This window comes from Streptomyces sp. NPDC053076 (genome assembly GCF_044546845.1).
GTDB lineage: Bacteria > Actinomycetota > Actinomycetes > Streptomycetales > Streptomycetaceae > Streptomyces.
Window position 1 is genome coordinate 73,077 of record NZ_JBITZL010000014.1, and the last position, 11,434, is coordinate 84,510.

At 73.3% G+C, this 11,434-nt stretch carries 10 protein-coding genes and 1 pseudogene; 4 read left to right on the forward strand and 7 right to left on the reverse strand.

The genetic code is table 11. The features are described from left to right. Positions 1–48 precede the first annotated feature (48 nt). Positions 49–882, reverse strand: a pseudogene (locus tag ACIGYR_RS36610) (D-alanyl-D-alanine carboxypeptidase family protein); the annotation flags it as partial. Positions 883–982: 100 nt separating this feature from the next. Further along, a complete protein-coding gene (gene rho, locus ACIGYR_RS36615) occupies positions 983–2,131 on the reverse strand; it encodes a transcription termination factor Rho (RefSeq protein ID WP_399606873.1) in 1,149 nt (382 codons plus the stop codon). Positions 2,132–2,532: 401 nt separating this feature from the next. On the opposite strand from rho, the gene ACIGYR_RS36620 reads away from it, so the two are divergent. Both ACIGYR_RS36620 and ACIGYR_RS36625 read left to right on the forward strand, forming a co-directional pair. Then, positions 2,533–3,789 (forward strand): cytochrome P450, encoded by a 1,257-nt coding sequence (locus tag ACIGYR_RS36620; protein WP_399607156.1) that lies wholly within the window; start codon positions 2,533–2,535, stop codon positions 3,787–3,789. A gap of 107 nt (positions 3,790–3,896) precedes the next feature. Continuing rightward, a complete protein-coding gene (locus ACIGYR_RS36625; protein WP_399606871.1) occupies positions 3,897–4,760 on the forward strand; it encodes a hypothetical protein in 864 nt (287 codons plus the stop codon). A 25-nt stretch (positions 4,761–4,785) separates the two neighbouring features. Here ACIGYR_RS36625 and ACIGYR_RS36630 read toward each other — a convergent pair whose 3' ends face one another. Then, entirely contained in the window at positions 4,786–5,184 is a 399-nt protein-coding gene (locus ACIGYR_RS36630; RefSeq protein ID WP_399606868.1) for a nuclear transport factor 2 family protein, read from the reverse strand. Between the two features lie 72 nt (positions 5,185–5,256). Here ACIGYR_RS36630 and ACIGYR_RS36635 point away from each other — a divergent pair, with 72 nt between their 5' ends. Both ACIGYR_RS36635 and ACIGYR_RS36640 read left to right on the forward strand, forming a co-directional pair. Next, positions 5,257–5,859 carry a PadR family transcriptional regulator gene (locus ACIGYR_RS36635; protein ID WP_399606867.1) on the forward strand — a complete coding sequence of 201 codons (603 nt, stop codon included), beginning with the start codon at positions 5,257–5,259 and terminating at the stop codon, positions 5,857–5,859. Positions 5,860–6,665: 806 nt separating this feature from the next. After that, a complete protein-coding gene (locus ACIGYR_RS36640; RefSeq protein ID WP_391844006.1) occupies positions 6,666–7,430 on the forward strand; it encodes a class I SAM-dependent methyltransferase in 765 nt (254 codons plus the stop codon). On the opposite strand, the gene ACIGYR_RS36645 is transcribed toward ACIGYR_RS36640, so the two are convergent. From ACIGYR_RS36645 to ACIGYR_RS36660, 4 genes are all read right to left on the reverse strand, one after another. Then, the gene (locus ACIGYR_RS36645) at positions 7,408–8,151 is read right to left on the reverse strand and encodes a GntR family transcriptional regulator (RefSeq protein WP_399606862.1); all 744 of its coding nucleotides are present in this window, start codon (positions 8,149–8,151) and stop codon (positions 7,408–7,410) included. The genes ACIGYR_RS36640 and ACIGYR_RS36645 overlap by 23 nt on opposite strands. Positions 8,152–8,304: 153 nt before the next feature. Then, positions 8,305–9,495, reverse strand: a complete 1,191-nt coding sequence (locus ACIGYR_RS36650; RefSeq protein ID WP_399606860.1) for a serine hydrolase domain-containing protein — start codon at positions 9,493–9,495, stop codon at positions 8,305–8,307. 161 nt (positions 9,496–9,656) lie between these two features. Then, positions 9,657–10,625: an acetylxylan esterase gene (locus ACIGYR_RS36655; protein ID WP_399606857.1), complete on the reverse strand. Its 969-nt coding sequence runs from the start codon at positions 10,623–10,625 to the stop codon at positions 9,657–9,659. Between the two features lie 204 nt (positions 10,626–10,829). Next, on the reverse strand, positions 10,830–11,414 hold the full coding sequence (locus ACIGYR_RS36660; protein WP_399606855.1) for a hypothetical protein: 585 nt from the start codon (positions 11,412–11,414) through the stop codon (positions 10,830–10,832). Positions 11,415–11,434 lie beyond the last annotated feature (20 nt).

The window sequence follows — 11,434 nt, forward strand, 5'->3', positions numbered from 1 at the left end:
GCTCACCACGAGGGTGCGCCCGTCCCGGCGGGCCGCGGCGACCAGGGTGTTGCCCGCGTTGCTGGTGTAGCCGTTCTTGATCCCGATCAGCCCCGGGTACGGCGCCACTCCGTCCTCGCCGGTCAGCAGCCGGTTGGTGTTCTCGATGGGGTACGACGACCCGTCACCGGGGAAGCTCGCCTCGGCGGTGGAGCAGTACCGGGCGAAGTCCGGGTTGTGCAGGCCCGCCCGGCCGAAGACCGCCAGGTCGAAGGCGGAGGACACCTGGCCGGGAGCGTCGTAGCCGTCCGGGGAGACCACATGGGTGTCCAGAGCACCGAGCGTGCGGGCCTTGGCCTGCATGCGGGCGGCCGTGGCCGCCCAGCCGCCGCCGAGCCTGGCGAGCACGTGCACGGCGTCGTTGCCGGAGCTGAGGAAGACCCCGCGCCACAGGTCGGCCACCTGGTAGGTGTGCCCCTCCTCGACGCCGACCAGGCTGCTGCCCTCGCCGACGTCCGCCAGTTCCTCGTACCGCACGGTGTGCTGGAGCCCGCTGGGCAGCGTCGGCAGCACGGTGAGCGCGAACAGGGTCTTGAGCGTGCTCGCGGGCGGCAGTCCGCGGTGCGCGTCGTTCGCGGCCAGCACCTCACCGGTGCCCGCGTCGGCGACGAGCCAGGACAGCGCCGAGACCTCGGGCACCTCGGGGGTGCCCAGGTGCGGTCTGACCTGCGTGCCGGAGTGGTAGAGCAGGGCCGGCCCGGGCATCGCCGCCCGGGGACGGGGCGGGGCGGGCTCTCCGCCCCGGGGTCCGGCGGCGGCTGCGGCCGGTGAGAGCACCAGCAGGCCCGCCACACAGAGGGAGCAGGCCGACACAGCTACGCGAGATGAGAATCCGGTGACCATATGATCAACGTACGAACCTGGTCCGTGTGCACCACGCTGCCCGGGCCGTTCGGGTCGCCGAGCAACCCGGATGCCGCATCCGGTCACCCGTGGCCGGGTGTCAGCCGGCCGGCAGGGTGGGCCGGATCTGCCGCAGGAACGCGGCGTTGTCGGGGGTGGCGCGCATCCGTTCGAGAAGGGTCTCCAGGGCGGACGGCCCGGTCTCCCGGGCGCGCAGGGCACGGCGCAGACCGTGCACGGCCGTCAACTCGGCCGGGGTGAGCAGGAGTTCCTCGCGCCGGGTGCCGCTGGCGTCGATGTCCACGGCGGGGAAGACGCGGCGGCCGGCGAGTTCCCGGTCCAGTCGGAGCTCCATGTTGCCCGTGCCCTTCAGCTCCTCGAAGAAGTAGCCGTCGGCACGGGAACCGGTGTCCACCAGGGCGGAGGCGAGGATGGTGAGCGAGCCGCCCTCCTCGGCCTGACGCGCGGCACCGAAGAACCGCTTGGGGCCGAGCAGCGCACCGGCGTCGACGCCGCCGCTCAGGGTACGGCCGCCGGCGGCGGAGGCGTTGTTGTGGGCCCGGCACAGCCGGGTCAGCGAGTCCAGCAGTACGACGACGTCCTCACCGGCCTCCACCAGGCGCTTGGCCCGTTCCACGACGAGCTCGGCGAGGGCGATGTGCTCCTTGGGCGACCGGTCGAAGGTGGAGGCGTACACCTCGCCGCGCACCGAGCGGCGCATCTCGGTGACCTCCTCGGGCCGCTCGTCCAGCAGGAGCACCATCAGCCGGCACTCGGGGTGGTTGCCGGCCACGGCGGCGGCGAGCTGCTGGATCAGCACGGTCTTGCCGCTCTTCGGCGGGGCCACGATGAGGCCGCGCTGGCCCTTGCCGACCGGAGCGAGCAGATCGATGAGCCGTCCGGCCAGCTTGGCGGCGGGGTGTTCGAGGCGGAGGCGCTGGTGCGGGTGGAGCGGGGTGAGGTCGCGGAAGTGCCGCCGGGAGCGCAGTTCCCCGGGCACCCGCCCGTTGACGCGCGCGACCTCGGTCAGGGCCCGCTGTGCGCCCCGGACGCCCTCGACCAGGTCACCCTTGCGCAGTCCGTGGCGGCGGATCAGCGCCGGTGGGACCTGGAAATCGGTGGGGGAGGGGAGCAGCCCGGCGGCCCTCAGACGCCCCTGCCCGTGCGTGTCGACGTCCAGGACGCCGGAGACGAGCGGAGCGGCCGATGCCTGCCGGGCCTCGGGAGGGTGTTCGAGAGTGGTGGTCATGGCGGGAGTCCTTTCGCGGACGGACGGGAGAAGTGAAGGGGGGAGTGGCCGTGAGGGGGAGGCGTGCCTGCGGCGGCCCCCGGACGGCGGGAACAGCACCTCGGGTACGGCGGCGAACGCCCGTCGCGAGGTGGTGCTGGGAAGCTGATGTGCCGGGAACCGGGAGATCCGGGAGGACGGCGAACGGATCAGCGGAGAGGGAGAAACTGGCACCGGTGCCCATGGTCGGCATACGCGAGTGCTGACGGCACGGTACCACCGGCCGGGCTTCCGTGTCCGTGACTTCGCCAACAAACCGCCCGACCACGCTATTCCCGGGTGGCCGCACCGGACACCGCTCAGGAATCCCGTGGCCGGCCCTACCATCGATCGTCTTGTCAGGGGAACGTCAGGAGGAACCGGTGGAGACCTCACCCGCACGCCCCCCGTACCGCCTGGACCCCGCCGGCGGCTGCCCGCACGCCGTCAACGCGCGGCTGCTGGCCCAGGGCGCCGTCGCCCCGGTCGAGCTGCCCGGTGGGATCGAGGGCATGGCCGTCCTCGGGCACGAGGCGCTGAAGGAGTTCCTGCAGCACCCCGAAGTCGCCAAGGACGCGCGGTACTTCACCGCCCTGAGCGAGGGGAGGATCGCCGCGGGCTGGCCGTTGCTGACGTTCGCCACCGTCCCGGGGATGACCACGGCGGACGGTGACGACCACCGGCGGCTGCGGTCCCTGGCCGCCCGCGCTTTCACGCCCCGTCGGGTGGCGGAACTACGGCCATGGATCGAGGAGTTGACCGAGTCTCTGCTCGACGGCCTGGCTCGCGCCGCCGCCGAGGGTGCCGGGGTCGCCGATCTGCGGCGGCACTACGCGCTGCCCCTGCCGATGGGGGTGATCTGTGAACTCCTGGGGGTGCACGTCGAGTTCCGTGACCGACTGCATCGCCTGGGCAGCCAGGTCGTGGCCACCGACACCGCACCCGCCGAGGCCGTCGCCGCCAACCGTGAACTCGTCGCCGTCCTGGCTGAGATTGTCGCGGCGAAGACCGCCCGGCCCGGCGACGACCTCACCAGCGCGCTCATCGCCGCCCGGGACGAGGGCGGCGACCGGCTCAGCCGGCAGGAGCTGATCGGCACCCTGCTGCTGATGATCATCGCCGGGCACGAGACCACCCTCAACCTGATCACCAACGCCGTACGCGCCCTGTGTGCCCACCCCGAGCAGTTCGCCCTGGTCCGCGCAGGCCAGGTGAGCTGGGCGGACGCGGTGGAGGAGACGCTGCGCTGGGACGCGCCGGTCAGTTACTTCCCGTTCCGCTATCCCGTGCGGGACCTGACGGTCGCCGGCACGCTCATCCCCGCCGGGACGCCCGTGCTCGCCGGCTACTCCGCGGCCGGCCGTGATCCGGCGGCCCACGGCCCGGACGCCGACCGCTTCGACGTCACCCGCCCCACCCGGGCCGGCGCCGCACGTCACCTGTCCCTCGGGCACGGCGCCCACTACTGCCTGGGCGCACCGCTGGCCCGGCTGGAGGCCACGGTCGCCCTGGAACGGCTGTTCACCCGCTTCCCGGCGCTGCGGCCGGCCGTGGACGAGGCCGATCTGGCGCCGCACGCGGGATTCGTCGGCAACAGCGTGCGGAGCCTGCCGGTGCGGCTCGCACCGCCCGCGTCCTGAGCCGCGTGACCAGGCACACCGTCATGGATACGTAGCAGATGTCCGCAGACCATAACGATCCCGGACGTCGGGGGACTTGACCGCCAACCATGTACTATCTTCGCGGCATGTCCACGCCACCGCAGCCACCGCAGCCCGCCGACCAGCCTGCTCAGCAGCCGGCCGTCCCGCCGCAGCCGACGGCCTATCCTTACCCGCACCCGCAGTCGCCCCCGGCGGGAGCCTTCTACGCGCAGCCCACGCTGGTCGGCCAGCCGGTGCCGGGGCAGCCGCAGCCCGGGAACCCCTATGTGCAGGCGCCCCCGTACGGGCCAGTGCCGCCCGTCCCTCCGGCCGGTGGCGGCAAAGGGGCCGGCCGGGCGGTGCTGTGGGCCGCCGTCGGGGCCCTCGTGGCCTCCGCCGCGTGGGCGGCCGGTGTCTTCCTCATCGGCGGGAAGGGCGACAGCGCGGACCTGCGTGGCTATTCGGCGCCCAAGGACATGTGCTCCAGCGGCGACTACTCCTCCTTCAAGGAGGAGTACACCGAGAACGACTCCTCGCCGACCCACACCTCGCTCGACGACACGGCGCTGGACGAGGGTTACTGCAGCCTGGGGCTGAAGAAGTCCGGTTCGTCGTACGCGGACGCCTACCTGACCATGCAGCTGGACCTGCACAGGAAGACCGACCCCGGGCCCGAGTTCACCGCCACCTGGAAGAACTACGGCGACAGCCACACCGGTTACGACGTCGACCCGGTCGAGGGCATCGGTGACGAGGCGTACCTGGTCAGCCAGGACACCGCGAAAGCCTCCTCAAGCGGCTCCCGGTACGCCACACTCGCCGTCCGTGACGGCTGGGTGACGTACACGATGAGCTACAGCGCCTACCTCTCCTCCTACGACGAGGACAAGGATCCGCCCGCGCTCACCGAGGTGACCGACTGGCTGAAGACCGACACCAGGGCGACGCTGAAGCAGCTCCGGGACTGACCACCGCCGGCCGGGGCGCGGTCGCTCACGCGGACCGCGCCTCCGCTTCCTCGGCGATCTGCTCGAACCGCGCGCCCATGGCCTCGGCGAGGGCCTGCGCGCCCGACAGCGGACGGACCATGACCATGAAGTCGTCGATCAGGCCGTCCTCGTTCACGTGCAGGAAGTCGCAGCCGGTCAGCTCCCGGCCGCCCACCCGGGCCCGGAAGACCAGCGCGTGGTCCGTGCCGTCCGGTTCGCCGACCTCCCGGACGTAGTGGAAGTCCTCGAAGACCTGGACGACCGCGCGCAGGATCGCCGCGGTGATCGCCTTGCCGCGATACGGCTTGAAGACGACCGGGCTGGTGAAGACGACGTCCTCGGCCAGCAGCGCCTCGACGGCGGCCGGGTCCCCGGCTTCCACGGCCTCGCGGAACGCGCGCACAGGATCACCTCACATAGTCAATTAATTGATTAGGTGCGGATGAGATTAATCAACGGCTGTTAGCCTGTCCATATGTCGCTCAAGTACGCCGTCCTGGCCGCCCTGCTGGAGGGCGACGCCTCGGGCTACGAGCTGTCGAAGACCTTCGACGTCTCCCTCGCGAACTTCTGGCCCGCCACCCCGCAGCAGCTCTACCGGGAACTGGAGCGCCTCGCGCAGGACGGGCTGGTCCAGGCCCGTACGGTGGAGCAGGAACGCCGTCCCAACAAGCGGATGTTCACGCTCACCGAGGCCGGCCGGGGGGAGCTGAGCGCGTTCGCCGCCGAACCGCCGAAGCGGCCCACCGCCATCCGCGACGAACTCCTCATCAAGGTCCAGGCCATGGACGGCGGCGACCCGGACGTCACCCGGGCGCTGATCGAGGAGCGCATGGGCTGGGCGCGCGGAAAGCTCGATCGCTACCGGCGGGTCCGCGAGGCCCTGCTCGACGGGCGTACCGAGGAGGAGTTCCTGCGCACCTCCGGCCGGGTCGGGCCGTACCTCACCCTCCTGGGCGGAATCGGCTTCGAGGAGGAGAACCTGCGCTGGTGCGAGCGCGTCCTCGCGGTCCTGGAGCAGCGCCGTGACGTCGCCGCACCCGGGCCCACCCGCCAGGGGACCGCCTCGGAGCGGTGACGGAGCCCGCGCGTTGCCGGTGGCCGGCCCGTTCCGGCGACGCGGCCCGTCAGCCCGGCCCGTCGCTCGTCGGGGTGGTGCTGCCGCGTGGTTCGGGCGGTCGCCGCCGGGTGTACGCCACAGTGGGCGGGTGCCTCGCCGACTTCTTCCGCTGCTGGTGGCGGCGCTGGTGACCGTCGCCGGCTGCACCACCGTGAGCTCCCGTCCCACACCCGACGCCGCCCCACCGCGGGACATCGCGGTGAGACCGTCGGTCCTCAAGGCCCCGCCGAGAGAGCCGGCCGCCCGGACGGCGCTCGTCCGCACGGGCCACGGACATCCGGCCCGGCCGGACTCGGCGGCCGGGCCGACGCGGAGCCCCGGGCCCGGCCGCCGGCGCGTGCCCGTGGCGCCTCCCCGGGCCGGGGCGCCGGCCGCCCCGCCGGTGCGCCGCCTCCGCCCGGCACGGAAACCGCCCGTACGCCGCGGCCCGGCCCCTCGGCCCCGCCCCGTCTTCAGCCGGCCCGGCGCCGACCAGATGCGCGTCCTGTGCCGCCAGGCGGACGGCGTGACCTCACCCGAGATCGCACGGCTCTGCCACGACAGCTTCGGCTGACACCGGCCGGACCGGCCGCCCGCCGCGGTGATCCGGCGCCCGCAGCGGGCGGCGGTGGCCATGCCGGGGCGGGGGCGGTGGCCGGGGGTGCCGTGGCCGCAGCGGGCGGCGGTGGCCGGGTTGCCGTGGCCGGTAGGAGCGGCGTGGGCGGCCCGCAGACCGGTGTGGCGGTGGGCGCCGGTGGCCGGGGTCGCCGTCATAGGGTGAGGGCATGTTCGGTCCTGAAGGTCCCACGCTCCGCGAACTCTGCGTGCAGGCACTGTCGTCCGTCGAGCGCGGCTATGACCTGCTCGCGCCGAAGTTCGACCAGACCCCTTTCCGGACGCCCGACCAGGTGCTGGACGCCGTGGCGAAGGCGGTGGCGCCGCTCGGCCCGTTCGCGGACGGACTCGACCTGTGCTGCGGGACCGGGGCCGGGACACGGCTGCTGGCGGGACTGTGCCACCGTAGCGTCACCGGGGTCGACTTCAGCGCCGGCATGCTCGACGTCGCCCGCGACCGGGTGCGGCCCGCCGGCGCACCCCGGGTCGACTGGGTGCGCGCTGACGCCCGGTCCCTGCCGTTCACGGCCGCCTTCGATCTGGTCGTCTCCTTCGGGGCCTTCGGTCACTTCCTGCCCCGGGAACTGCCGGGGCTCTGCGCCCAGGTCCGCTCGGTTCTGCGGCCCGGTGGCCGCTTCGCCTTCCCGGTGTTCGCCCCGCCCCACCCGGCACACCCCGCCTTCTGGTTGCTGCTCGGCTTCGACGGGGCGATGCGGGTACGCAACGCGCTGTGGCGACCGCCCTTCGTCATGTACTACCGAGCCCTCCGACTCGGCGCCATGCTGGGGGAACTGGAGCGGGCGGGCCTGGCGGTCGAACTGCGCGTGCTGCCCGAGTTCGGCCGCCGAGCCGACGGCAGCCCGCGCGGCAGGCTGGTGGTGGCCCGCAGAACCGATGCGCCGGGCCCGGCGGTCAACCCGCGGCGGGCAGGGTGAACTCGTAGACCAGCGCGTCCTGTTCGGCGTTCACCACCAGATCGGTGATCTCCAGCGGGCGCGCGTACTGGTCGTGCACGCGCCGGGTCACCCGTACCGAGGAGGCGTCACCGACCTGGGTGATGGCGTCCCGGTGGTGCAGGGACAGCCCCGCCTTGCGCATCCAGTCGTAGGCACGGCGCAGTTGTGCGGGCGTCACCCCGTCGGCCCGGTCCCGGTAGCGGGCCAGCTCGGCCACCTCGGCCAGCGCCACCGGCGAGAACGACGTCAGTGCCGTCCGCAGCGACCGGCCGTCCGGTGTCGCCGACAGGTAGCGGTGCATCAGCGTCGGCCGGTGCGGAGCGAGTCCCAGCGCCCGCGCGTGTTCCGGCGGCGGTTCCTCCCAGGTCACCGTGGCCCGGTCCACCGCACACAGATCCGTCGGCCGGGCGCCCACCGGGAAGGTGAGCGACTCCGCAGTCTCGGCCGGCCGGCCGGGCAGCGTGGCGTGGCTGCCCCGCCGGTCGGTGGCGACCAGACCGCTGCGGCGCAGCACCTCCAGTGCCTGTCGGACGGTCTCCCGGCTGACCCCGAAGTGCGCGGCCAGGTGCCGCTCGCCGGGCAGCCGTTCACCCGGTGCGATGGTGCCGTCGCGCAGTTCGCCGAGGAGCAGCGCCGCGATCTGGCCGTACAGGGGCCGGCCGTCGTCGGGCGGGGGATCGTGCGGGGTGGTGCGGGCCATGCCGCGCCCTCCTGTCGGTGACAAGACGTAGTCGTGCGGGCTCGTTGCGCGACCACAATTAGCATTGGTCTAAACCACAACGGAAGAGCGGCCTGCCGGTTCGGCCGAAATCCACCCGCGGCCACGGCGGTCACCAGACGCCGCGCCGCACGCTCACAAGGCGCTGTAGAGGGCGTCGACCAGAGCCGCCTTCCGTGGATCATTGGCGATGCCCGGCCCCATCCGGTTCATGACGTAACCCAGCGACGCGCCCGCCTCCGGATCGGCGAGTCCACAGGAGCCGCCGAAGCCGTCATGGCCGAAAGCCCGCGGGTTCGGGCCGTACGCCCCCTGCGGCCCGCTCAGCCACAGACCGAGCCCGATCTCGGTCTCGCCCTCGAAGCCCGCCCCCAGCACCAGGTCGCGACAGCTGCCCTGGCCCTCGCGGACGCGCTCCGCGGCCTGCGGCGACAGGATCCGCCGGCCACCGTGCGCGCCGCGCCCGGCGAAGACGCCGTACAGCGCCGCCACCGACCGGGCGCTGCCGTGACCGTTGGCCGCGGGGACCTCCGCCGCCCGCCAGCCGGTGCTGTTCGCCTGTGCGGCCCCGACCGCGGGATTGGTCAGGGCGGCCAGCGCGACCGGCGGCAACTGGCCGAAGAGTGCGGCCCTTTCGGTGGCCGAGGCGGCCGGCGGACGCACCAGTTCGGCCGCCCGGCCGTGGTCCCGCGCCGGCAGGCCGATCGTGAAGTCGACGCCGAGCGGTCCGGTCACCTCCCGCGCCAGAAAGGCCCCGGGCCGCAGCCCCGAGACCCGTCGTACGACCTCCCCGACCAGGAAGCCGTACGTCAGCGCGTGGTACCCGGACCGGGTGCCCGGCTCCCACCAGGGCGCCGTGGCCGCGAGCCGCGCGGTGGTCGCCTCCCAGTCGTACAGCTCCTCCAGCGTGTGCGGCTCGCGCAGCCCGGCAAGTCCGGCCCGGTGCGACAGGAGGTGTCGTACGAGCACCCTCTCCTTGCCCGCGGCGGCGAACTCGGGCCAGTACGCGGTCACCGGCGCGTCCAGGTCGAGCAGCCCCCGGTCGGCGAGAATGTGCGCGCACATGGCCACCGGACCCTTGGTGGTCGACCACACGTTCACCACGGTGTCGCGCTCCCAGGGCCGGGTGCGTGCCGCGTCCGCCCAGCCGCCCCAGAGGTCCACCACGCTCTTCCCGGCGACGGTGACCGCCACCGCGGCGCCCAGTTCGCCCCGGGTGCGGAAGTTCTCCTCGAACGCCTCCCGGACCGCGGCGAACCGCGGATCGCAGTGCCCGTGGATCCGCGCGTGCGTCTCCGGTGTCTGCTGTGTCTTCCGCACGGACATATGACCTCCGTCGCCGGGATCCGGGCCACGGCACCGCGCCCGGGCGAACCGAACGTACCGACTGGTCGGATCGGAGGGAAGGGAAGCGCGTCAGGAGGGGTCGCGAAGGCGCCCTCGGCCGCGGCCGGCCGCCCGGCTGCAGCCGGCCGGCCGCGGCCGCGTCAGGCGTGCGAGCGCAGCCAGCGGATCTTCTCGGCCTCGTGGAAGGGGCCGCCGCCCTCGTGGTCGTTGAAGTCGTACACCTCGATGGCCTTGTCCCGGTGCCCCCACGCGTTGAACGCCGCGAACACCGTCGACGGCGGGCACGTCTCGTCCTCCAGAGCCGCCGAGAACAGGGCCGGTGCCCGGCCCCGGGCCGCGAAGTGCACCGCGTCGAAGTAGGACAGCGTGCGCCGCACGTCCTCCGAGCGTCCACGGTGGGTCCTGAGGTACAGGGCGATCTCCCGGTACGGGTGCCGGTCCGTCAGCGTCACCGCACGCGGGAAGTCACACAGGAACGGTACGTCCGGGGCGACCGCGACCAGGTCGGGCACCAGGCCGCCGACGGCGATCGTGATGCCGCCGCCCTGGCTCGCGCCGGTCGCGACCGTTCGGGTGGCATCCGCCAGCGGATGCGCACGGGCCGCCTCGACCGCGCGCACGGCGTCCGTGAACACCCGGCGGTAGTAGTAGTTCTCGGGCGCTTCGATGCCCCGCGTCATGTACCCGGGGTACGCCGGCGCCGCGCCCACCGGGTCCGCCGTCGCGCCTCCGCCGCCCCAGCCGCTGCCCTGCCCGCGGGTGTCCATCAGGAAATGGGCGCGACCCGTCGAGGCCCACAGCAGACTCTCGTGCGGCAGGCCGCGCCCGCCGCCGTAACCGAGGAACTCCACGACCAGCGGCAGCGGCTCCGTGGTCCCGGCGGGCAGGCGCAGCCAGCCCCTGACGGGGTGACCGCCGAACCCGGCGAACGTCACGTCGTACACCTCGATCGTGGCGAGTCCGGTCTCCACCGGCTCGAAGCGCACGTCCAGTTCGTGCGCGCGGGCCTGCCGGAGCGTCTCGTCCCAGAAGGTGTCGAAGTCCTCCGGCTCGGTGGTTTCGCCACGGTAGGTGCGCAGTTCGTCGAGGGGCAGATCGAACAAGGCCATCGACAACCACCTTTGTGAAAGGAGACCGGTCGTCTCACGGTACGTGGGTGATCGGATGACTCGCCAGGCTCACGTCGGGGGCGGACGCGTGTCTTGGCACCGCCTCAAAAACGCCGATGCGCGGGTCCAGAAGTGAGCCGGCGCTCGCTCGCAAGAGACGTGCCGAAGCACGATCACGTTCACACGGATCGGGCCAACCGGCTGTCACATCCGTGGCTGCGTCCACCGGGGCCCTGTCCGGGCCCACTCCCGCTCCCACTCCTCCAGCCGGTGGCGCAGGGCGATCCGGCGCCCGATCAGGTGGCCGAGAAGTACCACCGTCGCCGTGCCACCCGCCGCGCACAGCCCGACGGTCACCGTGTGCTGCCACACCGCCAGGTCGTCCGGTGGCGGCGCCACACTGCGGCCCCCGGAGTCGAACCACACCGAGACCGGCTCCCCGGCGCGAGTCCCCGTCGGCACGCGGGCCCATGCCGTCCGGGCCCCCTTGCCCGGTTCGGTCCACCGGACCTGAGCGCGGTAAGGATGCCGGCGGTCTCCCTCCAGCGCGGCCCGCCGCTCGGGCGGACCGCCGATCACCACGGCACGAACCTGGTGGCGCTCGGCCCGCCGCTCCACGGCGAGCGCCCGGGCCTGGTCATGGGCGTACAGGCCCGCGGCCACGCCGACCAGCGGGGCGACCACGGACAGCAGGACGACGACCACCAGCACCGTCCACGCCTCCACGACATCCGTCCGGCGCCGTAGCGGATTGCGCCGCCAACGCCAGCCATGCACCGGGGTACGCATGTCCACCTCCTCGCCACCGC

Excerpts from the sequence above, each read along its gene's own strand:
- ACIGYR_RS36635 (WP_399606867.1), top strand. The coding sequence starts at position 5,257 with ATGTCGCTCAAGTACGCCGTCCTGGCCGCCCTGCTGGAGGGCGACGCC.
- ACIGYR_RS36625 (WP_399606871.1), top strand. The coding sequence starts at position 3,897 with ATGTCCACGCCACCGCAGCCACCGCAGCCCGCCGACCAGCCTGCTCAG.
- ACIGYR_RS36645 (WP_399606862.1), bottom strand. The coding sequence starts at position 8,151 with ATGGCCCGCACCACCCCGCACGATCCCCCGCCCGACGACGGCCGGCCC.
- ACIGYR_RS36640 (WP_391844006.1), top strand. The coding sequence starts at position 6,666 with ATGTTCGGTCCTGAAGGTCCCACGCTCCGCGAACTCTGCGTGCAGGCA.
- rho (WP_399606873.1), bottom strand. The coding sequence starts at position 2,131 with ATGACCACCACTCTCGAACACCCTCCCGAGGCCCGGCAGGCATCGGCC.
- ACIGYR_RS36660 (WP_399606855.1), bottom strand. The coding sequence starts at position 11,414 with ATGCGTACCCCGGTGCATGGCTGGCGTTGGCGGCGCAATCCGCTACGG.
- ACIGYR_RS36655 (WP_399606857.1), bottom strand. The coding sequence starts at position 10,625 with ATGGCCTTGTTCGATCTGCCCCTCGACGAACTGCGCACCTACCGTGGC.
- ACIGYR_RS36650 (WP_399606860.1), bottom strand. The coding sequence starts at position 9,495 with ATGTCCGTGCGGAAGACACAGCAGACACCGGAGACGCACGCGCGGATC.